The following is a 24,359-nucleotide window of genomic DNA, read 5'->3' on the forward strand; positions in this document are numbered from 1 at the left end:
TACGGCACGAAAGGCAGGTGAAGGCCGGCGCGGCGTGACCGCGGGCCGCCGGACGACCTCCGGCGGCCCGCGATCCGCGGCGGGCCGTAAGCTGTGCTCGCTTACCTCATCAGGCGGCTGTTCGCCGCCGCAGTGATGCTCGTGGTCATCATCCTGGTGGTCTTCGGCATCTTCTTCCTCGTCCCCAAGTGGGCGGGCGTCGACATCGCCACGAGCTTCGTGGGCAAGCAGGCCGACCCGGCCTCCGTCGAGGCGGTGCGGCAGAAGCTGGGTCTGGGCGACCCGGTCTTCGTCCAGGCCTGGGAGTTCTTCAAGGGCATCTTCGCGGGCCGGACCTACTCGGGCGGCGGGGACGTCACCCAGTGCTCCGCCCCGTGCTTCGGCTACTCCTTCCGCAGCGAACAGGCCGTGTGGCCGGTGCTGACCGAGCGATTCCCGGTGACCCTGGCTCTCGCGCTCGGTGCGGCCGTGCTGTGGCTGATCTTCGGTCTCGCGGCGGGCGTGCTCTCCGCGCTCAAGCGGGGCACCCTGTGGGACCGCGGTGCGATGGTCGTCGCGCTCGCGGGTGTCTCCCTCCCCATCTACTTCACCGGTCTGCTCAGCCTCGCGATCTTCTCCCACAGCCTGGGCTGGATCAACGCGGAGTTCGTCCCGCTGGACGAAAGCCTCTCCGGCTGGTTCGGCGGCATGATCCTGCCCTGGGTCACCCTGGCCTTCCTGTACGCCGCGATGTACGCCCGGATCACCCGGGCCACCATGATGGAGATCCTCGGCGAGGACTACATCCGCACGGCGCGGGCCAAGGGCCTCAAGGAGCAGGTCGTCATCCGCAAGCACGCGATGCGGTCCACGCTGACGCCGCTGCTGACCATGCTCGGCATGGACCTCGGCGCCCTCATGGGCGGCGCGATCCTGACCGAGACCACGTTCAGCCTCCCCGGCCTCGGCCAGAAGGTGCTGGACGCGATCCAGAACCAGGACCTGCCATTTATCCTGGGCGTCGTCCTGATCACTTCTCTCGCGGTGCTGATCGCCAACCTCGTCGTGGACGTCCTGTACGCCGTGATCGACCCCCGAGTGAGGCTCGCATGACCGACCTCAGCAAGAGCGGAGCAGCCGTGGGCGAGCCCACCGGCACCTCGCCCGCGCCGAGCGCCTTCCTGGAAGTACGCGACCTCAAGGTGCACTTCCCGACCGACGACGGCCTGGTCAAGTCCGTCGACGGGCTCTCCTTCCAGCTGGAGAAGGGCAAGACCCTCGGCATCGTGGGCGAGTCCGGCTCCGGCAAGTCGGTGACCTCGCTCGGCATCATGGGCCTGCACACCGCCGGCCAGTACGGCAAGCGCAAGGCACGGATATCCGGCGAGATCTGGCTGGACGGCACCGAGCTGCTCTCCGCCGACCCGGACCACGTGCGCAAGCTGCGCGGCCGTGAGATGGCGATGATCTTCCAGGACCCGCTGTCCGCGCTGCACCCGTACTACACGATCGGGCAGCAGATCGTGGAGGCGTACCGCATCCACCACGACGTGGACAAGAAGACCGCCAAGCGCCGCGCCGTGGAGATGCTCGACCGGGTCGGCATCCCGCAGCCGGACAAGCGGGTGGACAGCTACCCGCACGAGTTCTCCGGCGGTATGCGCCAGCGCGCGATGATCGCGATGTCGCTGGTCAACAACCCCGAACTGCTCATCGCGGACGAGCCGACCACCGCCCTGGACGTGACCGTCCAGGCGCAGATCCTCGACCTGATCCGGGACCTGCAGAAGGAGTTCGGCTCCGCGGTCATCATCATCACCCACGACCTGGGCGTCGTCGCCGAACTGGCCGACGACCTCCTGGTGATGTACGGCGGCCGGTGCGTCGAGCGGGGCCCGGCGGAGAAGGTGTTCTACGAGCCCCGGCACCCCTACACCTGGGGCCTGCTCGGCTCGATGCCGCGGCTCGACCGCGACCAGCAGGAACGCCTCATCCCGGTCAAGGGGTCCCCGCCCTCCCTCATCAACCTCCCGTCCGGCTGCGCCTTCAACCCGCGCTGCCCGTACGCGGACGTGCCGGGGGACGACGTCACCCGCACGGTCCGCCCGGAGCTGACCGAGGTCGGCGGCAAGCACTGGGCCGCCTGCCACATGTCGCAGGAGCAGCGGGAGCGTATCTGGACCGAAGAGATTGCGCCGAAGCTGTGAGTGACAAAGCGAAGGCAGAGGACACAGCGGTGACCATCCCCGCACAGACCAGCGGCACCACCCTCACCAAGGACGCCGCCCCCGGCGAGACCCTGCTGAAGGTCACCGGGCTGCAGAAGCACTTCCCGATCAGGAAGGGCCTGCTCCAGCGCCAGGTCGGCGCCGTCCGCGCCGTCGACGGCATCGACTTCGAGGTCCGCTCCGGCGAAACCCTCGGCGTCGTGGGCGAGTCGGGCTGCGGCAAGTCGACCATGGGCCGGCTGATCACCCGGCTGCTCGAACCGACCGCGGGCAAGGTCGAGTTCCAGGGCAAGGACATCACCCACCTCGGGGTCGGCGGGATGCGTCCGCTCCGCCGCGACGTGCAGATGATCTTCCAGGACCCGTACTCCTCGCTGAACCCGCGCCACACCATCGGCACGATCGTCAGCGCCCCCTTCAAGCTCCAGGGTGTCGAGCCCGAGGGCGGGGTCAAGAAGGAGGTGCAGCGGCTGCTGTCGGTGGTCGGTCTCAACCCCGAGCACTACAACCGCTACCCGCACGAGTTCTCCGGCGGCCAGCGCCAGCGCATCGGCATCGCCCGCGCGCTCGCGCTCAACCCGCAGCTGGTCGTGGCCGACGAGCCGGTGTCCGCGCTGGACGTGTCGATCCAGGCGCAGGTCGTCAACCTGCTCGACGACCTGCAGACCGAGCTGGGCCTGACGTACGTGATCATCGCGCACGACCTGTCCGTCGTCCGGCACGTCTCGGACCGGATCGCGGTGATGTACCTCGGCAAGATCATGGAGCTGGCCGACCGCGACCTGCTCTACAAGACGCCGATGCACCCGTACACCAAGGCCCTGATGTCGGCGGTGCCGATCCCGGACCCGGCGCGCCGCGGTCTCAAGAGCGAGCGCATCCTGCTCAAGGGCGACGTGCCCTCGCCGATCGCGCCGCCGAGCGGCTGCCGCTTCCACACCCGGTGCTGGAAGGCGACGCAGGTCTGCACCACCACCGAGCCGCCGCTCAAGGAGCTGCGGCCTGGCCAGCAGGTGGCCTGCCACCACCCGGAGAACTTCGAGGACCAGGCCCCGCAGGACGTCGTCCTGCTCACGGCCGCCAAGGAGGCCGCGGAGCTGGTGTCGGAGGACGCCCTGGCGGAGTCGGCGGCGACCTCGGCGGCCGTGGCCGCGGAGGTCGAGGCGATCGCCGAGGCGGACGACGAGGCGGCCACCCCGGCCACCACTGAGGCCACTGAGGCCACTGAGGCCACTGAGGCCACCGAGGCCGACGAGGAGCCTCCCGCCAAGGAGAAGTGACCCGTCCGCCGACGAGCCCCCGCCCTCATGCGTGATGCGTGAGGCGGGGGCTCGTCGGCAGGTGAGAATGGCCGGGTGTACGAGGAACTCTTCAGCCCCACCGTCCAGCACACGCTCGAACTGATCGGCATCTTCGTCTTCGCCATCTCCGGCGCGCTGCTGGCCGTGCGCAAGAACTTCGACGTGTTCGGCATCGCCGTCCTCGCCGAGGTCACCGCACTGGGCGGCGGGCTGTTCCGGGACCTGGTCATCGGGGCGGTGCCGCCCGCGGCGTTCACGGACCTCGGGTACTTCATCACCCCGCTGCTCGCCACGGTGCTGGTCTTCTTCCTCCACCCCCACGTGGAGCGCCTCCAGACCGGCGTGAACATCTTCGACGCGGCCGGGCTCGGCCTGTTCTGCGTCGCCGGCACCACCAAGGCGTACGACTACGGGCTCGGCCTGACCGCCTCCGCCTGTCTGGGCCTGGCCACCGCGGTCGGCGGCGGCGTCCTGCGCGACGTACTCGCCAACGAGGTGCCCTCCCTCCTGCGCTGGGACCGCGATCTGTACGCCGTCCCGGCGATCGTCGGCTCCACGATGGTCGCCCTGTGCATCCGCTACGAGGCCCTCACCCCGTTCACCATTGCACTCGCGGTCATCACGGCCTTCGTCCTGCGGCTGCTCGCCCTGCGCTTCCACTGGCGGGCTCCCCGCGCCTGGAACCGGCGGTCGACGGTGATGGAGGGGGAGTGAGCCGTCAGGGCCTGTCCGGCATGTCCCTGTCCGGCATGTCCTTGATGAAGACGACGCCGTCGATCGTCTCCAGGTGGGCGGGGTCGAGCGGGGCGTAGCCGAACCAGGGCGACACCCGGGGCGCGGGCCGCGTGTCGCCGAGGGCGGACGCCAGCCGTCCGGCGTCCACGACGCAGCGGTCCTCCGGGAGCGCGTACAGGTGGCCTTCGAGGGTGTCCGGTGGCGGGGTGTCCACACCCTGGTGGCGGATCGTGCCGAGGGCCGTGGCCACGAAGGCGTACTCCTCGCCGAGCCGGGCGCTCACCAGCGCACCGGCGCTCCACCACTCCACCGGCCCCTGCCACATGCGCATCGTGCTCTTCTCGCGCTGGAGGTGGGAGTTGTGGGCGTGGACCAGCACCCGGCCGCGCTCCGCGAGCGCGAGGAGGTTGCCGGCCATCATCCGGTCCCGTACGCCCAGCAGCCGGTTCATCCGGGCCGGGGAGGCGTCGGCCATCCAGCGGTGGTAGTCCAGCAGGCCGGTCGCGGTACGCCCGTTCAGCCGCGCCCGGTCCCAGTCGTCCGGCGAGGCCGTCGCGAGAAGGTGCGGCGTCTGCTCGTCGAAGAGTGCCACCAGGTCGTCGGCGAGCGCCCGCAACTCCCCGGCCTCTGCAGACCGCCCCACGGAACGGGCCGGGTCCGTCATCGCTTCGGGCTCGGTCCACCGGCTGTCGGCGCCGAGCAGGCGGTCGAGCGTCCGCGCGGTGCAGGGGAGCAGGTCGGGGTCGACGCGTGCCGACAGGTGGTCGTGGAGCGCGGTGAGGGCCCGCCGGGGGCTCGCGGCGCCGGTGATCTCCAGCGGGCCGTCGAAACCGGCGAAGCGGACTTGCTCGGCCGGGGGCCGGTCGTCGTTGTACGCGCGCATCCAGCGCACGAGTTCACGGTTGGCGGGGGAGGCGCCGAGGCCGTGGCTGAAGCCGTGCTCCATCGCGTCGTCGAGCGTGCCGGTGCCCGAGGTGACGTAGTCGTCCACGACCAGGCCCGCCAGGCAGTCGCTCTCGATCGCGAGGGTCCGGTAGCCCTCCTGTTCGACGAGCTGCCGGAAGAGGTCGGTGCGCACGTCGAGGAGGGCGTCCTCGCCGTGGGTGGGCTCGCCCAGGGCGAGCACGCGGGGCCGGGCCGGGAGCATGCCCATGACGGCAGCGGCCTCGACGGGCAGGGCGGTGTCCTTGATGCCAGTAGCCATGCCTTCAACGCTATCGCTGAACTTTCGGTTGAGACTTGGCCGCGATACTGTCCGCTGCGTGGCGCACAACCTTCAAAGCAGAGGAAGGCTCAGGCCTGTCGACCTGGCCCGCGGGCACGGTCTGTCCACGCAGGCGGTCAGGAACTACGAGGAGGCCGGCATCCTTCCGGCCGCCGACCGTACGGCCCACGGCTACCGCACCTACACCCCGCTGCACGCGCGGGCGCTGGACGCCTTCCTCGCCCTGCTGCCCGGTCACGGCCACCGGACGGCGACCTCGGTCATGCGGGCGGTGAACGAGGGTGCGGTGGACGAGGCGTTCCGGCTGATCGACGAGAGTCACGCGCAATTGCTCGACGACCGGCGGACCCTGGAGGCCGTCGAGGGCGCGCTGCGGGACCTCGGGCCGGGGTCCGGTGGCACCGCCACCGTGACGTCCGCGTCCGAGGGCAGGTTCATCGGGCCGCTCGCCCGGGAGCTGGGCATCCGGCCCGCGACCCTGCGCAAGTGGGAGCGTGCCGGGCTGGTGCGCCCGGAGCGCGACCCGCTGACCGGCTACCGGGTCTACGGCGAGGCCGACGTGCGGGACGCCAAGCTGGCCCACCAACTCAGGCGGGGCGGCTACCCGTTGGCACGGATCGCGCCGGTGATCGAGCAGGTGCGGTCGGCCGGGGGGCTGGAGCCCCTGGAGGCCACCCTGCGCGACTGGCACGACCGCCTGTCCGCCCGCGGCCGGGCGCTGCTGGCCGGGGCCGCGGAACTGGAGGCGTACCTGCGGGCGCGGGACGAGCAGGCATGAGAAGCAGAAAAGCTACCGCTTAGTAGTTCTCTGTTGTACCGTGCAGCCATGCCAGAAGCAGCCTCCGCCCCGGCCGTACCGGCCACCATCGGCGACAGCGAGTTCGACCGGGACACCCACGTCACCCGGCGCGCCCCCGGCGTCTACGACATCGACCTCTCCGCCGGCTGGACGATCATCAACGCCGTCAACGGCGGCTACCTGCTGGCCGTCCTGGGCCGCGCCCTGGGCGACGCCCTCCCGCACCCGGACCCCTTCACCGTCTCGGCGCACTACCTGACCGCCTCCCGGCCGGGCCCCGCGGTCGTGCGCACCGAGACCGTCCGCGCGGGACGCGGCCTCTCCACGGGCCAGGCCTCCCTCTTCCAGTACGACGACGAGGGCAACGAGGTCGAGCGCATCCGTGTCCTCGCCTCCTACGGCGACCTCGACACGCTGCCCGACGACGTCCGCACCTCCGCGAAGCCGCCCGCGATCCCCCCGGCCGAGCACTGCTTCGGCCCGGAGGACGGCCCCGCCCCCGTCGACGGCAGCTCCGCCATCGCCGACCGGCTGAAGCTGAAGCTCGACCCCGCCACGCTGGGCTGGGCGCTCGGGCAGCCCTCCGGCCGGGGCGAGATGCGCGCCTGGTTCGGGCTGGCCGACGGCCGCGACGCCGACCCGCTCTCGCTGCTCCTCGCGGTGGACGCGCTGCCCCCGACCGCCTTCGAGATGGGGCTGAAGGGCTGGGTGCCGACGGTCGAGCTGACCGTGCACGTGCGGTGCCGCCCGGCGCCGGGCCCGCTACGGGTCTCCATCACCACCCGTAACCTCGCCGGTGGCTTCCTGGAGGAGGACGGCGAGGTCTGGGACAGTGCCGACCGCCTGGTCGCCCAGTCCCGCCAGCTGGCGCGGGTCCGGCTCCCCAGTCCCGCGCCACGTCGGCCGCCCGGCGTTCTGTTCACGGCGGTTCGGTCAGTCCAGCCAGTGCCGGCGGCCGACGCTGATCAGCCGCAGTTGCCGCGTCGCCGTCTCCGCGGCGCGCCTGCGCTCCTCCTCGGTGGCATCCAGTGCCTCCAGGAACAGGGATGCCGTGATCAGCATCTGGTCGACGTAGAGGCCGGCCAGCATCCGCAGGTCCGCTTCGCTCCAGCCCGCCGACTCCGCGTCCTTGGCCAGCTCGGCCTGCACCTCCTCGGCGAACCGGGCCAGTTGCTCCCGTATGGCCTCACGCACCGGCTGCACGCCGCCGTGCCGCTCCCGGGCGATGAATCGGACGTGCGCCGGGTGCGCGGCCACATGTCCGGCGATCAACTCGACCGCGCGGGCGATGCGTTCGTCGCTGCCCTCGGCCGGTGACACCGTGGTCCGGATCATCGGTTGCAGGCTGCCCAGCGCCTCCTCGACCAGTGCCACCCCCAGATCCGCCGTGGAGCGGAAGTGCCGGTAGAAGGCGGTCGGGGCGACGCCCACGGCGCGGGTGACCTCGCGCAGACCCAGGCTGCTCAGGCTCTGCTCCTCCAGCAGCCCGAGCGCCGCGTCCAGGAGCGCCTGCCGGGTCTTGCGCTTCTGGGCCTGCCGAACGCCGGGAGTGTGACTCATACCATGCAGTTAACAACTGTTCTCTGGAATTGAAAAGCCGTGCGGCGCGCTAGACTGAGTAGTCAGTGAACAACTGTAATCAGAGATTGGGGGGATCCGCACCATGATCTTTCTCGTTGTCGCACTGCTGCTCCTCGGTGTGGTGCTGGGCACCGTCGCCCACGCGCCGCTCACCGTCTCCGTCGCCGTCGGCCTGGTCATCGCAGTCTGGCTCGGCGTCTTCGCCATCCGCGAGCGGTACGGCCGCCGACGGAGCACCTCAGCCCACTGAAGCCCACTGACGCACGGACCCGAAGCCCAGTAGGGAGAACCTCATGCAGCTCACCGCACCGGCCACCCGCTCCGCCCGCCGCACCGGCATCCGGGACACCGACGGCATGGCCGTCGCCTCCTTCGTCCTCGGCCTGCTCGGCCTGCTCGTCCTCAACGTCTTCCTGGGCCCGATCGCCATCGCCCTGGCGTCCGTCGCCCTGTGGCGCGGCACCGCCCGCCGCGGCCGGGCCCTCCTCGGCCTCGGCCTGGGCATCGCCGACCTGCTGGTCCTGGCGGCGTTCATGGCCACGGACAACACGATGTCGTGGAGTCTGTGAACCGGCACCCGGCCCGCGCGACCGTGCGCGCGAACGGTCCACGGGGCCGCGCGCGGAAGAAGCCAACCTTGCTCTGAGGCCGGGCACAAGTGCCCCGTAGAATCGGCCTCACCATGGCTTACCTCGACCACGCCGCGACCACCCCGATGCTTCCCGAGGCGGTCGAGACACTCACCGCGCACCTGGGCGTCACCGGCAACGCCTCCTCGCTCCACGCGTCCGGCCGCCGCGCGCGGCGCACCGTCGAGGAGGCCCGCGAGACCCTCGCCGAAGCGCTCGGCGCCCGCCCCAGCGAGGTGGTGTTCACCTCCGGCGGCACCGAGGCCGACAACCTCGCCGTCAAGGGCCTGTACTGGGCCCGGCACGACGCCGACCCGGCCCGCACCCGGGTCCTGGCCAGCCCCGTCGAGCACCACGCGGTCCTCGACGCCGTCCACTGGCTGGGCGAGCACGAGGGCGCGCGGGTCGAGTACCTGCCCGTGGACGCCCACGGCCGCGTGCACCCCGACACGCTGCGCGAGGCCGTCGCCCGCAACCCCGACGACGTCGCCCTCGCCACCGTCATGTGGGCCAACAACGAGATCGGCACGATCCTGCCGGTCCGTGAACTCGCCGACGTGGCCGCGGAGTTCGGTGTACCGCTGCACGCCGACGCGGTCCAGGCCGTCGGCCAGATCCCGGTCGACTTCGCCGCCTCCGGGCTCGCCGCGATGACCGTTTCCGGCCACAAGATCGGCGGCCCCTACGGCATCGGCGCGCTGCTGCTGGGCCGCGAGTACACCCCGGTGCCCGTCCTGCACGGCGGCGGCCAGGAGCGCCACGTCCGCTCCGGCACCCTCGACGTCCCCGCCGTCGCCTCCTTCGCGGTCGCCGGACGCCTCGCCGCCGAGCAGCGCGAGTGGTTCGCCCGTGAGATCGGCGCCCTGCGCGACGACCTGGTCGACGCCGTCCGTACGGCGGTCCCGGACGCGATCCTCGGCGGCGACCCGGCACGGGAGGGGCGCCTGCCGGCCAACGCCCACTTCACCTTCCCCGGCTGCGAGGGCGACTCCCTGCTGCTCCTGCTCGACGCCCAGGGCATCGAGTGCTCCACCGGCTCCGCCTGCACGGCGGGCGTCGCCCAGCCCAGTCATGTCCTGCTGGCCACCGGCACCGACCCCGACCTGGCCCGCGGCACCCTGCGCTTCTCCCTCGGCCACACCTCCACGGAGGCCGACGTGGAGGCACTCGGCAAGGCGATCGGCCCCGCGGTGGAGCGGGCGCGGGCGGCCGGGCTGACGTAGGCCACCGGCCTGGGGGGCGTTCTACGCACCGGACCCGGACGGCGTTCTACGCACCGGACCCGGACGGCGTTCTACGCGCCGGACCGGGACGGCGTTCTACGCGCCGGACCGGGACGGACGGGACGACGGGGTGCTCGTGGCCGCCCGGCGGACCAGCTTCATGTACCGCTCCCAGTCCCAGTGCGGCCCCGGGTCGGTGTGGTCGGTGCCCGGCACCTCCACGTGGCCGATGATGTGCTCGCGGTCCAGGGGTATCTCGTACCGCGCGCAGATCCCCGCCGTCACGCGCGCGGAGGCGGCGTACATCGCGTCGGTGAAGTCCTGCGGGCGGTCCACGAAGCCCTCGTGCTCGATGCCGACACTGCGTTCGTTGTAGTCGCGGTTGCCCGCGTGGTACGCCACGTCCAGTTCGCGGATCATCTGGGTGACGCGGCCGTCCTGGCCGACTATGTAGTGCGCGGCCGCCTGGTGCCCCGGGTCCTGGAACGCCTTCACCGCGCTGTCGAAACTGCCCTGGGTCACATGCACGATCACCATGTCGACGCCGAAGTCGTCCGGCCGGTCCGCCCGCCGCCAGTTCTCGTCCGACGCGGCCACCCAGCGCGCACCGGCGTAGTCGACGACACCCTCCTCGCGGGGCCGCTCGACGCCCGGCACCCGCCACCACAGCCGGGCCAGGTCGTCGCGGGCCAGTACGGCCGTGCCCACGGCCGCCGCGGCACCGCCGACGATCAGCGCGCGCCGGCCGATCCGCCGGTCCGCGTCGCCGGACCGGCCCGCGGACCCGCCGGTGGACCCGCTCGTGGACTCATTCGTGGATTCGTGCTTCGCCCCCATGCGATCTTCAACGCATACTCGCGCGCTCCGGTTCCCGCCCTCCCCGTACTCTGGAGGGGTTATGACTGACACCCCGCAGCGCACCCGTCCCCTTCGCGTCCTCGCCGCCATGTCGGGCGGGGTCGACTCCGCCGTCGCCGCCGCCCGCGCGGCCGAGGCGGGGCACGACGTGACCGGCGTCCACCTCGCGCTCTCCGCGAACCCGCAGTCCTTCCGCACCGGCGCCCGGGGCTGTTGCACCATCGAGGACTCGCGCGACGCCCGCCGCGCCGCGGACGTCATCGGCATCCCGTTCTACGTGTGGGACCTCGCCGACCGCTTCCGCGAGGACGTGGTCGAGGACTTCGTCGCCGAGTACGAGGCCGGCCGCACCCCGAACCCGTGCCTGCGCTGCAACGAGAAGATCAAGTTCGCCGCGCTGCTCGACAAGGCGCTGGCCCTCGGCTTCGACGCCGTCTGCACCGGCCACTACGCCAAGGTGATCCTGCGCGAGGACGGCGTCCGCGAACTGCACCGCGCCTCCGACATGGCCAAGGACCAGAGCTACGTCCTCGGTGTGCTGGACGACCGGCAGCTCGCCCACGCGATGTTCCCGCTCGGCGACACGCTCACCACCAAGGACGAGATCCGCGCGGAGGCCGAGCACAGGGGGCTGGCGGTGGCCAAGAAGCCCGACTCGCACGACATCTGCTTCATCGCCGACGGCGACACCCAGGGCTTCCTCGCCGACCGCCTGGGCCGCGCCGAGGGCGACATCGTCGACGAGGCGGGCAACCGGCTCGGCACCCACGAGGGCGCCTACGGCTACACCATCGGCCAGCGCAAGGGGCTCAGGATCGGCACCCCGGCCCCCGACGGCAAGCCGCGCTACGTCCTGGACATCTCGCCCGTGGACAACACGGTCACGGTCGGCCCGGCCCAGGCCCTCGACGTCGACGCCCTCCGCGCGATCAAGCCCCGCTGGTGCGGCGCGGCCCCCGTCGGCCCCGGCACCTACACGGCCCAGCTGCGCGCCCACGGCGGCGAGACCGAGGTGCGGGCCGAGCTGGTCGACGACGCGCTGGACGTGTCCTTCGCGGAGCCGGTGCGCGGCGTCGCCCCCGGCCAGGCGATCGTGCTGTACGACGGCACGCGCGTGGTGGGCTCGGCGACGATCGCGTCCACCACGCGTGCGACCGCCGGCGCGGCCTGAGCGCGGGGCCCGTCGTCCGGGCCGGGGCCGCGGGAGTCGACGTGACCGGTCGGCGCCGGTGAGCGGGGTCCGGCGCAGCGGTCCGGTCCGCTCCCTGGAGAACGCGGCGAACGGCTCACACTGCTCGTCCTCGCCCCCGGCCGCGACCCTGTGCCGGTCGTCCCCACGTCGGCGGCCCCCGGCGCGGCCGTCCGGCGAGGAGGCCGGAGTCGACGCGGAACCCGTCGGGTACGTCCAGTCCGGCCCGCCTGCAGAGCTGCGCGTGCGGCCGAGCGGCGGAGGAGAGCGCCGGCGCGATGGGGTCCCGGCGCGCGAGCGCGGTCGGGCGCGGGGGAGCCGGTAACCGACGCCGGCGCGGCGGACGTGTCTGCCGGACCCCGCGGCCGCGGCACGCGCGATGGGGTCCCGGGGCGCGAGCGCGGTCGGGCGCGGGGGAGCCGGTAACCGACGCCGGCGCGGCGGACGTGTCTGCCGGACCCCGCGGCCGCGGCATGATCCGGACGACGGCCCTGGGTCCGCCGGGCTCACCGCCCCAGGAACTCCGTCAGCACCGGCGCCAGTACCCCCGGCTCCACCATGTGGGCCTGTCCCGCCACGGTGCCGTAGGTGCCGCGCGGTGCCGCGTCGGCGACCGCCCGGGCCGCCTCGTGCCACCAGGCGTCGCTCGCGCCGCCCGCGAGGGCCAGCAGGGGAGCGGTGATCGAGGCGATCCGGGCCTCCGGGACCCGGCTGTCACCCATCACCGCGTCGTCGTACGCCAGACTCGGCGCGACCGACTCCATGCCCGCCCACATCGGCGACTGCCGGGCGCCCCGGATCATGTCCTCGCCCAGGCCGGTGCGGCGCAGGAACAGCTCCACCGCGTCCCCGCGCCTGTCCTTGCCGAGCGCCTCGGCGAGCCCCTCGGTGTACTCCTCGGCGGACCGCGCCGCGGCGTCGTCCATGGCGTACGGCACCTCGTACACGGCGACCCGGCGCACCGGCAGCCCGCTCGCCGCCGCCCGGAGCGCCAGCGCGCCGCCCGACGACATGCCGTACAGGCACGCCTCGCCGCCCACCGCCTCGATCAGGGCGGCCAGGTCCTCGATCTCGCGCTCCACCGCGTAGGGCGGCGTGTCGCCGCTCCCGCCGCGGCCCCGGCGGTCGTACACGGTGACGTCGAAGCGGTCCGACAGCTCCGCGGCCAGGGGTGCGGTCGTGGCGCCCGTCGACATGGCGCCGCTGACGAGGACGACCGCGGGTCCCCGCCCGGTGCGTTCGTAGGCGATGCGCGTGCCGTCGCGCGAAAGGGTGTTCTTCTCCATGTCTGTGCAGACTGCCCTAAAGCGCGCGATTAATCGCTCAGGACACCTCGACGTCGTAGAAGCAGAGGTGGTCCTTGATCTCCGCCACCTCCGCCTTCGGGTCCGGATACGCCCAGACCAGGTCCGCCGCCTCGGGCAGCGACCAGTAGGACGCGTCGCCCTTGAAGGGGCAGTGCGTCCGCGTGCCGGAGGGCGTCAACAGGTCGAGCCGTACGTCCTCGGCCGGGATGTAGAAGCGGTCGGGGCAGCCCGTCTCGTGCAGGACCAGCGCCTTGTCGCTCTCCGCCAGGACCTGGCCGCCGTGCACCGCGCGCACGTGCCGGTCGCTCGGCTCCACGGTGATGATGTGTCCCTTGGTCACGATCGTCCTCCTCGGACAGTGGGTTCGGTCAGTTCAGCGCGTCCGGAAGCCGGGTTCTTCCCCGCCGCGCGCCGAACGTACCGTTGCCCCATGAACATCTGCGTCTTCCTCTCCGCCGCCGACCTCGACGCGCGCTACACCGGCCCCGCGAAGGAGTTCGCCGAACTCCTCGGCAAGGGCGGCCACACCCTGGTCTGGGGCGGCTCCGACGTCGGCCTGATGAAGGTGGTCGCCGACGGCGTGCAGGAGTCCGGAGGGCGACTGCTGGGAGTCTCGGTGGACTTCCTGGCCGCCAAGGCGCGCGAGGGCGCCGACGAGATGGTGATCGCGGGGGACCTCGCCGAGCGCAAGCGGCTGCTGCTGGAGAAGGCCGACGCCGTGGTGATCATGGTCGGCGGCACCGGCACGCTCGACGAGGCGACGGAGATCCTGGAGCTGAAGAAGCACGGGCACACCGACAAGCCCGTCGTCCTGCTCAACACGGCCGGCTTCTACGACGGCCTCAAGGAGCAGTTCCGCCGCATGGAGGACGAGGGCTTCCTGCCCCGCCCCCTCACCGAGCTGGTCTTCTTCGCCGAGGAGCCGGTCGGCGCGCTGGCCTACCTGGAGGAGAGCCAGGGCATCGAGTAGGCCACCGGTGGTGCGAGCATGACGGGCATGGCTACACATGTGATCACCGGAGCGGGCTCCGGCATCGGCGCGGCCGTCACCCGCCGCCTGCACGAGCGCGGCGACGACGTCGTCCTGCACGCGCGCGACGCGGGCCGCGCCAAGGAACTCGCGGCCGCCTACCCCGGTGCGAAGACGCTGGTCGGCGACCTGGCCGACCCGGAGAAGCTCTCCTGGGCCTTCTCGCACCAGACGCTGCCCGACCGCGTGGACTCGCTGCTGCACATCGCCGGAGTCGTCGACCTCGGCCCGGTCGGCGACCTCACCCCGAAGACCTGGCGCCACCAGCTGGCCGTCAACCTCATCGCCCCCGCCGAGCTGACCCGCCTCTTCCTGCCCCAGCTCCGCGTCGCCCAGGGCCAGGTGCTGTTCGTCAACTCCGGTTCCGGCCTCAACGCCCACGCCGGCTGGTCCGCCTACGGCGCCTCCAAGCACGGCCTCAAGGCGCTCGCCGACGCCCTGCGCCAGGAGGAGCACGCGAACGGCGTCCGCGTCACCTCGGTCTACCCCGGCCGCACCGCCAGCCCCATGCAGGCCAAGGTCCACCAGCAGGAGGGCAAGGAGTACGACGCGTCGAAGTGGATCGACCCCGAGTCGGTCGCCACGACGATCCTGACGGCCCTCGACCTCCCGAGGGACGCGGAGATCAACGACCTGACGGTGCGCCCGGGAAGGTGACGGCGACGGGGGGTTCCGTAGGCTGCTGCGGTGAGTGAAAACAGCCAGTCCAGGTTCGGTCCCGCCACGGGCGTCGGCTCCCTCCCGGGAGACGACGCCCGCGAGGCCGTCAAGACCGCCACCGGCACCTTCGAGGACTTCCCCTTCCTCCCCGAACTGCCCGCCCGCGGCCCCGGCGCCGACATGATCGGCCGCACCGCCGGGATGCTCGTCGAGCTGTACGCGCGCGTGGAGCCCAGCGGCTGGCGGCTGGGCGACCGGCCCGGACGGGACACCAAGCGGGCCCGCGCCTGGCTCGGGGAGGACCTCGACGCCCTGGAGGAGTTCACCCAGGGCTACCAGGGGCCGCTCAAGGTCCAGGCCGTCGGCCCGTGGACACTCGCCGCCGCCCTCGAACTCCGGGGCGGCGAGGCGGTCCTGTCCGACGCCGGCGCCTGCCGCGACCTCGCCGCCTCGCTCGCCGAGGGCCTGCGCCTGCACCTGGCGGAGGTACGGCGCCGCGTACCCGGCGCCCGTGTCGTGCTCCAGCTCGACGAACCCTCGCTCACCGCCGTCCTGCGCGGCCAGGTGCGCACCGCCAGCGGCTACCGCACCCACCGGGCCGTGGACCGCCAGCTCGTCGAGGCCACCCTGCGCGACGTCGCCGGAGTCCAGGGCGGCGGCGACCCCGTCGTGGTCCACTCCTGCGCACCGGACGTCCCCTTCGCCCTGCTGCGCCGGGCGGGCGTCGCGGGCGTCTCCTTCGACTTCTCGCTCCTCACCGAGCGTGACGACGAGGAGATCGGCGAGGCGGTCGAGTCGGGCACCCGGCTCTTCGCCGGTGTCGTGCCCGGCACGGACACGGCATTGTCAGACCCTGCCGGTAGCGTCATGGGTGTCAGGACGCTGTGGCGCAGGCTGGGGCTGCGGCCGGAGCTGCTCGCGGAGGCGGTCACCGTCACTCCGTCGTGCGGACTCGCGGGCGCTTCCCCCGCGTACGCCCGCCGGGCCCTCGCCCAGTGCGTCCGGGCGGCGAGATCCCTCGCGGACAACCCAGAGTAACGGGAGGACATGACGGTGGCCGGCGACAAGCAAGCGGAGACGACAAGCGTGCCCGCGGAGGCGCGCGAGAAGCACGCGCGGCTCGCTGAGCAGATCGAGGAGCACCGCTTCCGGTACTACGTGAAGGACGCCCCCGTCGTCAGCGACGCGGACTTCGACCGGCTGCTGCGCACCCTGGAGGAGCTGGAGGAGCGCCATCCTGAGCTGCGCACCCCCGAGTCCCCGACCCAGAAGGTCGCCGGCTCCTACGAGACCGAGTTCACGGCCGTCGCGCACCCCATGCGCATGCTCTCCCTCGACAACACCTTCAACGACGAGGAACTGGCCGCCTGGACCGAGCGCATCGCCAGGGAGCTGGGCGAGCAGGAGTACCACTTCCTGTGCGAGCTGAAGGTCGACGGACTCGCCGTCAACCTCACCTACGAGCGCGGCCGCCTCGTCCGCGCGGCCACCCGCGGCGACGGCCGCACCGGCGAGGACATCACGCCCAACATCCGCACCATCGCCGAGATCCCCGAGCGCCTGGGGGGCGACAAGGTCCCCGACCGCGTGGAGATCCGCGGCGAGGTCTACTTCCCGATGGAGAAGTTCCAGGAACTCAACGCCCGGTTGAACGAGGCGGGGGACAAGCCCTTCGCCAACCCCCGCAACGCGGCGGCCGGTTCCCTGCGCCAGAAGGACCCGCGCGTCACCGCCACCCGCCCGCTGCACATGGTGGTCCACGGCATCGGCGTCCTGGAGGGCTACTCGGGCATGACCCGCCTCTCCCAGGCGTACGACCTGCTGAAGACCTGGGGCCTGCCCACCTCCCCGCACAACAGGGTGGTGGACAGCCTCGACGGCGTACGGGAGTTCATCGCGTACTACGGCGAGAACCGGCACTCCGTGGCGCACGAGATCGACGGAGTCGTCGTCAAACTCGACGAGATCCGCCTCCAGGGCCGGCTCGGCTCCACCGCCCGCGCCCCCCGCTGGGCCATCGCCTACAAGTACGCGCCGGAGGAGGTCAACACCAAGCTCGTCGACATCAAGGTCGGCGTCGGCCGCACCGGCCGGGTCACGCCCTACGCGCAGGTCGAGCCGGTCACCGTGGCCGGCAGCGAGGTCGAGTTCGCCACGCTGCACAACCAGGACGTCGTCAGGTCCAAGGGCGTGCTCATCGGCGACACCGTGGTGCTCCGCAAGGCGGGCGACGTCATCCCGGAGATCCTCGGGCCGGTCGCCGACCTCAGGGACGGCGGCGAGCGGGAGTTCGTGATGCCGGCGAAGTGCCCCGAGTGCGGGACTCCGCTGAAGGCGATGAAGGAGGGCGACATCGACCTGCGGTGCCCCAACGCCCGTACGTGCCCGGCCCAGTTGCGTGAGCGTGTCTCCTACCTCGCGGGCCGGGAGTGCCTGGACATCGAGCACTTCGGCGGTGTCGTGGCGGCCGCGCTGACCGGGCCGCTGGAGCCGGCCGAGCCGCCGCTGGTCGACGAGGGAGACCTCTTCGACCTCACCGTCGAGAAGCTGCTGCCCATCAGGGCGTACGTCCTCGACCAGGACAGCGGACTGCCCAAGCGCGACCCGAAGACCGGCGAGGAGAAGATCGTCACGGTCTTCGCCAACAAGGAGGGCGAGCCGAAGAAAAACACCCTCGCGCTGCTCGGGCACATCGAGGAGGCCAAGACCACCCGCCCGCTCGCCCGCTTCATCAACGGCCTGTCCATCCGGCACGTCGGGCCCGTCGCCGCACAGGCCCTGGCCCGCGAGTTCCGCTCGCTCGACCGCATCGAGCAGGCCACCGAGGCGGAGTTGTCGAACACCGACGGCGTCGGCCCGATCATCGCCACCGCCCTCAAGGAGTGGTTCGCCGAGGAGTGGCACCGCGAGATCGTGCGCAAGTGGAAGGCGGCCGGAGTTCCCCTGGAGGACCGGTCGAGCGGCGAGGACGAAGGCCCGCGCCCGCTCGAAGGGCTCACCGTCGTGGTCACCGGCACCCTGGAGAACTTCACCCGCGACGGCGCCAAGGACGCCCTCCAGAGCAGGGGTGCCAAGGTGACCGGATCGGTGTCCAAGAAGACGTCGTTCGTCGTGGTCGGTGACAACCCCGGGTCGAAGTACGACAAGGCGATGCAACTGAAGGTGCCGGTTCTGAACGAGGACGGTTTCACCGTCCTGCTCGAACAAGGAGCCGAAGCGGCGGCCGACGTCGCACTTTCGGCTGAGGAATAGCGGTTGAAGGCCACCCGATCGGCGCATATCAGATGCATGAGGGTGGCCGGGTCGCATTCGGGCAACCGTTGACGACCGGTGCCCCTGGAAGCCTTCCGCGGCCTACTGTTGAGGTGTGCACCTGCCGGGCCCAGCCGCGGTCGGTGCATCCCCCTGCCGCGAGGGACAGGGGCAGGGTCTTCCAACGCGGAGCCGTTGATGGTGGTCGAGGCGGGGACCGCGTGGCGTGGGCACCGCAGGCTGTGAGAGGGACGGGAATGGAACCGACCGAGAGCGCTGCCGCGGGCTCACGGCCGCGCCTGCGTCGCATGGTGGACGCGTGGCACGCGGGCCGGTGGGTGGGGCAACGCGCGGGTGGTGCCCCGTATCCCGCGGCGAGCGCCCGCGGGCCGGTGCCGTCGTCCCCGGGCCACGCCCCCGACCTGTCCGACGCCGAGGGTGAACGGCACCTGTCCTGGCCCGCGTTGCCCGCGGCCATCGTCGCGGCCGCCGCCTTCGTGCTGGGCGCCGGGTTCTACCGGGCGTTCGCCGACGGCCACGCCCTCTTCCCGGCCGGCACCGCCGGCTGGTCCCTGGCCGTGCTGGCCGGCATCGTCGTCGGCCACCTCGTCATGCTCGGCCGCTCCCGCTGGTGGGGCGGCACCGGCTCCGGCGCCGCCCTCACCCTCGCCGTCCTGCTGCTGTACGGCTGGATTCCGGCCGGCCTGGTCAGCCTCACCGTCGTCGTCCTGGTCGGCATAGCCCGCCGGGGCCGCTGGCGGCAGGGCGTCCTGCACGGCGCGGTGGACATCCTCGGCGTCGCCGCGGGTGCCCTGCTGCTGGGCGTCTGCGGCTCCGTACCGTCGGTGGAGAAGCCCTGGGACCCCAACACCTGGGGCGTGTACGCGGCACCCAAGGTGGTGCTCGTCGCCGCCGCCTATCTCGCCGTCACCCGCGCCCTGTTGTGGTACCTCCAGGCCCCCCGCGCCGGCCTGCCCACCGTCGCCCGCACCGCCCTGGTCAGACAGGGCCTGGTCGCCGTCGCCCTGCTCGGCATCGCCCCGCTGATCTGCGTCGTCGCCGTCGCCAAGCCGCTGCTGCTGCCGCTGTTCGCCATCCCGCTGATCGCCCTCGACTCCACCCTGTGGATCGCCCGCGCCCGCGCCGAGGAACAGCTCCGCGACCCCCTCACCGGACTGCCCAACCGGCAGTGGCTCCTGGAGCGGACCTGGACCGCGCTGGACGACGCCGAGCGCATCGGCGCCCGCGCCGCCCTGATGCTGATCGACCTCGACCGCTTCCGTTCGGTCAACGACACCCTCGGACACCTCGCCGGCGACCGGCTACTGCTCCAGATCGCCGACCGGCTGCGGCAGGCCCTGCCGCGCGGGGCGGAGGCCGCGCGGCTCGGCGGCGACGAGTTCGCCGTCTTACTGCCCGTCGCCGACTCCACCACGTCGGCGACCCGGATCGCCCGGGGCCTCGTGGCCGCGCTCAGCTCCCCGATGGACCTGGACGGACTCACCCTCGTCCTGGAGGCCAGCGCCGGCGTCGCCGTCTTCCCCGACCACGCGCTGGACGCCGAAGGACTGCTGCGCCGCGCCGACGTGGCGATGTACCAGGCGAAGCGGGACCGTACGGGCGTGGAGGTCTACGAGTCCAAGCGGGACTCCAACACCCCGGACCGCCTCGGCCTGCTGGGCGACCTGCGCCGCGCCCTGGACGCCCACGAGGTCCAGCTCCACTACCAGCCCAAGGTGCGCTTCGACGGACAGGTCGCCGGCCTGGAGGCCCTGGTCCGGTGGGTGCACCCCGAGCGCGGCAAGGTCCCGCCGGACGAGTTCATAGCGATCGCCGAGTCCTCCGGGCTGATGCCCCACCTCACCGAGTACGTGCTGGAGACGGCGCTCGCGCAGGTCGCCCAGTGGCGCTCCCAGGGCCTCTTCGTGCCGGTCGCGGTCAACGTCTCCCCGCGCGACGTCCACACCCCCGGCTTCGCGGGCGCGGTGGCCGCCCGGCTGGCCCGGCACGGAGTCCCCGCGGGAGCGCTCCAACTGGAGATCACCGAGCACGTACTCCTCGAGGACCCGCAGCGCGCCGCCGACACCCTCAACGCGCTGACCGGGCACGGCGTGAAGATGTCCCTGGACGACTTCGGCACCGGCTACTCCTCCCTCGTCCACCTGCGCAGGCTCCCGGTCAGCGAGCTGAAGATCGACCGCTCGTTCGTGGCCCGGCTGGCCGTCGACGCCGAGGACGCGGCCATCGTGCGCTGCACCGTCGACCTCGCGCACTCGCTCGGTCTGCTCGTCGTCGCCGAGGGCGTGGAGGACGACGAGACCTGGGAGGGCCTGCGCGACCTGGGCTGCGACGCCGTACAGGGGTGGCTGGTCGCGGCGGCGATGCCGCCGGAGGAGACGACGGCGTGGCTGCGGGCGCGGGGGTCGCGGGGGTGGCAGCGGCCCGCGCCGGCGCTGCCGGCTGCCGCCGGGGAGGACCAGGGGCGGGTCGGGTAGGCGCCACGTACGGCCGCCGACCGTCTGCGGCTTCGTTGTGGCTGGTCGCGCCCGCGCGGCGGAGCCGCAGATCGGCACAGCCCCGCGCCCCTTCGGGGCGCTGAGGGAAACCGTTTAACGACCACCCGCCCGCGCCCCATAGGATTGGGCCAACCGACTTGCCCGAAGAACACACACTCACCCAGAGGAACGCTGCATGCCTGGCATCACGCGCGAGGAGGTCGCCCACCTCGCCCGGCTGGCGCGTCTGGAGCTGAAGCCCGAAGAGCTAGAGCACTTCGCGGGACAGCTCGACGACATCATCGGCGCGGTCGCCCGCGTCAGCGAGGTCGCCGACCAAGACGTACCGCCGACCTCGCACCCGCTCCCGCTGACGAACGTCATGCGGCCGGACGAGGTCCGTCCGTCGCTCACGCCCGAGCAGGCGCTCTCCGGCGCCCCGGCCCAGGAGCAGCAGCGTTTCAAGGTGCCGCAGATCCTGGGGGAGGAGTAACCGCCATGAGCGACATCATCAGGCTCACCGCGGCCGAGATCGCCGCGAAGATCGCCGCCGGCGAGCTGACCGCCGTCCAGGTCACCGAGGCCCATCTGGCCCGCATCGAGGCCGTCGACGAGAAGGTGCACGCCTTCCTGCACGTCGACCGCGAGGGCGCGCTCGCGCAGGCCCGCGAGGTAGACGCCAAGCGCGAGCGCGGCGAGCAGCTCGGCCCGCTGGCCGGCGTGCCGCTCGCGCTGAAGGACATCTTCACCACCGAGGGCATCCCGACCACCGTCGGCTCGAAGATCCTCGAAGGCTGGATCCCGCCGTACGACGCGACCGTCACCAAGCGTCTGAAGGCCGCCGACGTCGTCATCCTCGGCAAGACCAACATGGACGAGTTCGCCATGGGGTCCTCCACGGAGAACAGCGCCTACGGCCCGACCGGCAACCCCTGGGACCTCACCAAGATCCCCGGCGGCTCCGGAGGCGGCTCCTCCGCCGCCCTCGCCGCCTTCCAGGCCCCGCTCGCCATCGGCACCGACACCGGCGGCTCCATCCGCCAGCCCGCGTCCGTTACCGGCACGGTCGGCGTCAAGCCGACCTACGGCGGCGTCTCCCGCTACGGCATGGTGGCCTTCTCCTCCTCCCTCGACCAGGGCGGCCCCTGCGCCCGCACGGTCCTGGACGCGGCCCTGCTGCACGAGGTGATCGCCGGGCACGACCCGATGGACTCCACCTCCGTCGACGCCCCGGTCCCCGCGGTCGTCGAGGCCGCCCGCAACGGCTCGGTGTCCGGCATGCGCGTCGGCGTCGTCAAGCAGTTCCGCGGCGAGGGCTACCAGGCCGGCGTCATCCAGCGCTTCGACGAGTCCGTCGAGCTGCTGAAGTCGCTGGGCGCCGAGATCGTCGAGCTGGACTGCCCGTCCTTCGACCTGGCGCTGTCGGCGTACTACCTGATCGCGCCCTCCGAGTGCTCGTCCAACCTCGCCCGCTTCGACGGCCTGCGCTACGGCCTCCGGAGCGGCGACGACGGCACGCACTCCGCCGAGGAGGTCACCTCCCTGACCCGCGAGGCCGGCTTCGGCCCCGAGGTCAAGCGCCGCGTCATGCTCGGCACGTACGCCCTGTCGAGCGGCTACTACGACGCGTACTACGGCAGCGCCCAGAAGGTCCGCACCCTCATCACGCGGGACTTCGAGAAGGCGTTCGAGCAGGTCGACGTGATCGTCTCCCCGACGACCCCGACCACCGCCTTCCCGATCGGCGAGCGCGCCGACGACCCGATGGCGATGTACCTGGCCGACCTGTGCACCATCCCCACCAACCTGGCGGGCAACGCGGCCATGTCGCTGCCCTGCGGCCTCGCCCCCGAGGACAACCTGCCGGTGGGTCTGCAGATCATCGCCCCCGCCATGAAGGACGACCGGCTGTACAAGGTCGGCGCCGCCGTAGAGGCCGCCTTCGTGGAACAGTGGGGCCACCCGCTGATCGAGGAGGCACCGTCGCTGTGAGCGCACTGACCAAGGCAAAGGGCTTCAAGAAGTCCCGGTCCGGCCTGTACGTCTCGATGGCCACGTCGGCGTTCGGCGCCGTCGGGGTCTACAAGCAGATCAAGAAGGCTCGCGGTGACAGCGACACGCTGCGCCTGCTCGACGCCGTCGTGACCGGGGCCGCGGTCGTCACCAACCTCGCGATTCTCTACCGCGAGCTGAAGCGGCTGGGCGACGACGACGTCCTGCTGGGCTGAGAGGGAAGTTTCACCGTGACCACCACGACCGACCTGGTGTCGTACGAGGACGCGCTGGCGTCGTACGACCCCGTCATGGGCCTTGAGGTCCATGTCGAACTCGGCACCCGCACCAAGATGTTCTGCGGCTGTTCGACCACGCTGGGCGCCGACCCGAACACCCAGACCTGCCCGGTCTGCCTCGGCATGCCCGGCGCGCTCCCGGTCGTCAACGCGACCGGCGTCGAGTCGGCGATCCGGATCGGTCTCGCGCTGAACTGCGAGATCGCCGAGTGGTGCCGCTTCGCCCGGAAGAACTACTTCTATCCGGACATGCCGAAGAACTTCCAGACCTCCCAGTACGACGAGCCGATCGCCTTCGACGGCTACCTCGACGTGCAGCTGGAGGACGGCGAGACCTTCCGCGTCCAGATCGAGCGCGCCCACATGGAGGAGGACACCGGCAAGTCGACGCACGTCGGCGGCGCGACGGGCCGTATCCACGGCGCCTCGCACTCCCTCCTCGACTACAACCGCGCCGGCATCCCGCTCATCGAGATCGTCACCAAGCCGATCGAGGGAGCGGGCGAGCGCGCCCCCGAGGTCGCCCGGGCCTACGTCCGTGAACTGCGCGAGCTGATCCGTGCCCTCGGCGTGTCCGAGGCCCGCATGGAGATGGGCCAGATGCGCTGCGACGTCAACCTGTCGCTGCGCCCGCACGGCCGGGAGAAGTTCGGCACCCGCAGCGAGACCAAGAACGTCAACTCACTGCGTTCCGTGGAGCGCGCGGCCCGCTTCGAGATCCAGCGGCACGCCGCCGTACTGGGCGACGGCGGCACGATCATCCAGGAGACCCGCCACTTCCACGAGGACACGGGGTCCACCACCTCCGGCCGCGTGAAGGAGGAGGCCGAGGACTACCGGTACTTCCCGGAGCCCGACCTGGTGCCCGTGGCCCCCACGCGCGCGTGGGTCGAGGAGATCAGGTCCGCCCTGCCCGAGCTGCCGCTGGTGCGTCGCAGCCGGCTCCGCGCGGATTGGGGCATCTCGGCCACCGACATGCAGTCGATCCTCAACGCCGGTGCGCTGGACCCGATCGTCGCCACGATCGACGCCGGCGCCGACGCGACCTCCGCCCGCAAGTGGTGGATGGGCGAGCTGGCCCGCAGCGCCAACGAGTCCGGCAAGGCGCTGGACGAGCTGACGATCACCCCGCAGCAGGTCGCCCGGCTCACCGAGCTGGTCGCGAAGGGCGACCTGAACGACAAGCTGGCCCGCCAGGTCATCCTCGGCGTCCTCGCCGGTGAGGGCACGCCGGACGAGGTCGTCGACAAGCGCGGCCTGAAGGTCGTCTCCGACGAGGGCGCGCTGACCACCGCCGTCGACGACGCCATCGCCGGCAACCCGGGCGTCGCGGACAAGATCCGCGGCGGCAAGGTGGCCGCGGCCGGCGCCCTGGTCGGCGCGGTCATGAAGGCGACCCGGGGCCAGGCGGACGCGGCCCGCGTCAAGGAGCTGATCCTGGAGAAGCTGGGCGTGGCCGAGGGCTGAGCACCGTACACCGAGAGCCCTGGGGGGGGGCGCCCCCCCCCCCGCGGCCCCCCCCCGCGGGGGTTTTTTTTAAAAACCCAAAAAAACCCAAAACAAAAAAAAACCGGGAA

At 72.0% G+C, this 24,359-nt stretch carries 23 protein-coding genes and 1 pseudogene; 19 read left to right on the forward strand and 5 right to left on the reverse strand.

Going from position 1 to position 24,359, the window contains the following annotated elements:
• Positions 1-93 precede the first annotated feature (93 nt).
• From ACFWR9_RS07345 to ACFWR9_RS07360, 4 genes are all read left to right on the forward strand, one after another.
• Positions 94-1,092: an ABC transporter permease gene (locus tag ACFWR9_RS07345; RefSeq protein WP_383836912.1), complete on the forward strand. Its 999-nt coding sequence runs from the start codon at positions 94-96 to the stop codon at positions 1,090-1,092.
• Positions 1,089-2,186 (forward strand): ABC transporter ATP-binding protein, encoded by a 1,098-nt coding sequence (locus ACFWR9_RS07350; protein ID WP_383836915.1) that lies wholly within the window; start codon positions 1,089-1,091, stop codon positions 2,184-2,186. The genes ACFWR9_RS07345 and ACFWR9_RS07350 overlap by 4 nt, the downstream gene beginning before the upstream one ends.
• Before the next feature lie 29 nt (positions 2,187-2,215).
• Positions 2,216-3,487 (forward strand): ABC transporter ATP-binding protein, encoded by a 1,272-nt coding sequence (locus tag ACFWR9_RS07355; protein ID WP_383836918.1) that lies wholly within the window; start codon positions 2,216-2,218, stop codon positions 3,485-3,487.
• A 75-nt stretch (positions 3,488-3,562) separates the two neighbouring features.
• The gene (locus ACFWR9_RS07360; protein WP_383836920.1) at positions 3,563-4,222 is read left to right on the forward strand and encodes a trimeric intracellular cation channel family protein; all 660 of its coding nucleotides are present in this window, start codon (positions 3,563-3,565) and stop codon (positions 4,220-4,222) included.
• Positions 4,223-4,226: 4 nt separating this feature from the next.
• Here the strand turns inward: ACFWR9_RS07360 and ACFWR9_RS07365 are convergent, their stop codons facing one another.
• On the reverse strand, positions 4,227-5,447 hold the full coding sequence (locus ACFWR9_RS07365) for an erythromycin esterase family protein (RefSeq protein WP_383836923.1): 1,221 nt from the start codon (positions 5,445-5,447) through the stop codon (positions 4,227-4,229).
• Between the two features lie 58 nt (positions 5,448-5,505).
• Between ACFWR9_RS07365 and ACFWR9_RS07370 the strand changes: the two genes are divergently transcribed.
• Together ACFWR9_RS07370 and ACFWR9_RS07375 are read left to right on the forward strand one after the other, a co-directional pair.
• The gene (locus ACFWR9_RS07370) at positions 5,506-6,246 is read left to right on the forward strand and encodes a TioE family transcriptional regulator (protein ID WP_383836926.1); all 741 of its coding nucleotides are present in this window, start codon (positions 5,506-5,508) and stop codon (positions 6,244-6,246) included.
• Between the two features lie 48 nt (positions 6,247-6,294).
• A pseudogene (locus ACFWR9_RS07375) lies at positions 6,295-7,149 on the forward strand (thioesterase family protein); the annotation flags it as partial.
• A gap of 51 nt (positions 7,150-7,200) precedes the next feature.
• Here ACFWR9_RS07375 and ACFWR9_RS07380 read toward each other — a convergent pair.
• Positions 7,201-7,827, reverse strand: coding sequence for a TetR family transcriptional regulator (locus ACFWR9_RS07380; protein WP_383836929.1), 627 nt, complete (start codon positions 7,825-7,827; stop codon positions 7,201-7,203).
• Positions 7,828-7,930: 103 nt separating this feature from the next.
• On the opposite strand from ACFWR9_RS07380, the gene ACFWR9_RS07385 reads away from it, so the two are divergent.
• The 3 genes from ACFWR9_RS07385 to ACFWR9_RS07395 all read left to right on the forward strand — a co-directional run bounded on the left by ACFWR9_RS07385 (position 7,931) and on the right by ACFWR9_RS07395 (position 9,700).
• Complete coding sequence (locus tag ACFWR9_RS07385; protein WP_383836932.1) at positions 7,931-8,098, forward strand: hypothetical protein; 168 nt, start codon at positions 7,931-7,933, stop codon at positions 8,096-8,098.
• Positions 8,099-8,141: 43 nt separating this feature from the next.
• A complete protein-coding gene (locus ACFWR9_RS07390; RefSeq protein ID WP_383836935.1) occupies positions 8,142-8,417 on the forward strand; it encodes a DUF4190 domain-containing protein in 276 nt (91 codons plus the stop codon).
• A 113-nt stretch (positions 8,418-8,530) separates the two neighbouring features.
• A complete protein-coding gene (locus ACFWR9_RS07395) occupies positions 8,531-9,700 on the forward strand; it encodes a cysteine desulfurase family protein (protein WP_383836938.1) in 1,170 nt (389 codons plus the stop codon).
• Positions 9,701-9,796: 96 nt separating this feature from the next.
• Here ACFWR9_RS07395 and ACFWR9_RS07400 read toward each other — a convergent pair whose 3' ends face one another.
• Positions 9,797-10,537: an N-acetylmuramoyl-L-alanine amidase gene (locus tag ACFWR9_RS07400; protein WP_383836941.1), complete on the reverse strand. Its 741-nt coding sequence runs from the start codon at positions 10,535-10,537 to the stop codon at positions 9,797-9,799.
• Between the two features lie 61 nt (positions 10,538-10,598).
• Between ACFWR9_RS07400 and mnmA the strand changes: the two genes are divergently transcribed.
• A complete protein-coding gene (mnmA, locus tag ACFWR9_RS07405; protein ID WP_383836944.1) occupies positions 10,599-11,729 on the forward strand; it encodes a tRNA 2-thiouridine(34) synthase MnmA in 1,131 nt (376 codons plus the stop codon).
• Positions 11,730-12,253: 524 nt separating this feature from the next.
• On the opposite strand, the gene ACFWR9_RS07410 is transcribed toward mnmA, so the two are convergent.
• Complete coding sequence (locus tag ACFWR9_RS07410; protein WP_383836947.1) at positions 12,254-13,033, reverse strand: alpha/beta fold hydrolase; 780 nt, start codon at positions 13,031-13,033, stop codon at positions 12,254-12,256.
• Positions 13,034-13,070: 37 nt separating this feature from the next.
• Positions 13,071-13,394 carry a DUF427 domain-containing protein gene (locus ACFWR9_RS07415; RefSeq protein WP_383836950.1) on the reverse strand — a complete coding sequence of 108 codons (324 nt, stop codon included), beginning with the start codon at positions 13,392-13,394 and terminating at the stop codon, positions 13,071-13,073.
• A gap of 90 nt (positions 13,395-13,484) precedes the next feature.
• Here ACFWR9_RS07415 and ACFWR9_RS07420 point away from each other — a divergent pair, with 90 nt between their 5' ends.
• The 9 genes from ACFWR9_RS07420 (at position 13,485) to gatB (ending at position 24,249) form a co-directional block, all read left to right on the forward strand.
• A complete protein-coding gene (locus ACFWR9_RS07420) occupies positions 13,485-14,024 on the forward strand; it encodes a TIGR00730 family Rossman fold protein (RefSeq protein ID WP_383836953.1) in 540 nt (179 codons plus the stop codon).
• A gap of 18 nt (positions 14,025-14,042) precedes the next feature.
• Entirely contained in the window at positions 14,043-14,741 is a 699-nt protein-coding gene (locus ACFWR9_RS07425) for an SDR family oxidoreductase (RefSeq protein WP_383836956.1), read from the forward strand.
• A 30-nt stretch (positions 14,742-14,771) separates the two neighbouring features.
• On the forward strand, positions 14,772-15,782 hold the full coding sequence (locus ACFWR9_RS07430; protein ID WP_383836959.1) for a methionine synthase: 1,011 nt from the start codon (positions 14,772-14,774) through the stop codon (positions 15,780-15,782).
• A gap of 9 nt (positions 15,783-15,791) precedes the next feature.
• The gene (gene ligA, locus ACFWR9_RS07435) at positions 15,792-17,996 is read left to right on the forward strand and encodes an NAD-dependent DNA ligase LigA (protein WP_383836962.1); all 2,205 of its coding nucleotides are present in this window, start codon (positions 15,792-15,794) and stop codon (positions 17,994-17,996) included.
• A gap of 257 nt (positions 17,997-18,253) precedes the next feature.
• Positions 18,254-20,491 carry a putative bifunctional diguanylate cyclase/phosphodiesterase gene (locus ACFWR9_RS07440; RefSeq protein ID WP_383836965.1) on the forward strand — a complete coding sequence of 746 codons (2,238 nt, stop codon included), beginning with the start codon at positions 18,254-18,256 and terminating at the stop codon, positions 20,489-20,491.
• Between the two features lie 196 nt (positions 20,492-20,687).
• The gene (gene gatC, locus ACFWR9_RS07445; RefSeq protein ID WP_003973500.1) at positions 20,688-20,984 is read left to right on the forward strand and encodes an Asp-tRNA(Asn)/Glu-tRNA(Gln) amidotransferase subunit GatC; all 297 of its coding nucleotides are present in this window, start codon (positions 20,688-20,690) and stop codon (positions 20,982-20,984) included.
• A gap of 5 nt (positions 20,985-20,989) precedes the next feature.
• Positions 20,990-22,483 (forward strand): Asp-tRNA(Asn)/Glu-tRNA(Gln) amidotransferase subunit GatA, encoded by a 1,494-nt coding sequence (gene gatA, locus ACFWR9_RS07450; protein WP_383836968.1) that lies wholly within the window; start codon positions 20,990-20,992, stop codon positions 22,481-22,483.
• Complete coding sequence (locus ACFWR9_RS07455; RefSeq protein WP_383836971.1) at positions 22,480-22,719, forward strand: hypothetical protein; 240 nt, start codon at positions 22,480-22,482, stop codon at positions 22,717-22,719. Before gatA ends, ACFWR9_RS07455 begins: the two co-directional genes overlap by 4 nt.
• Positions 22,720-22,734: 15 nt before the next feature.
• On the forward strand, positions 22,735-24,249 hold the full coding sequence (gene gatB, locus ACFWR9_RS07460; protein ID WP_383836975.1) for an Asp-tRNA(Asn)/Glu-tRNA(Gln) amidotransferase subunit GatB: 1,515 nt from the start codon (positions 22,735-22,737) through the stop codon (positions 24,247-24,249).
• The last annotated feature ends 110 nt before the right edge of the window (positions 24,250-24,359 follow it).

It is taken from the genome of Streptomyces sp. NPDC058534 (genome assembly GCF_042717365.1).
Lineage (GTDB): Bacteria > Actinomycetota > Actinomycetes > Streptomycetales > Streptomycetaceae > Streptomyces.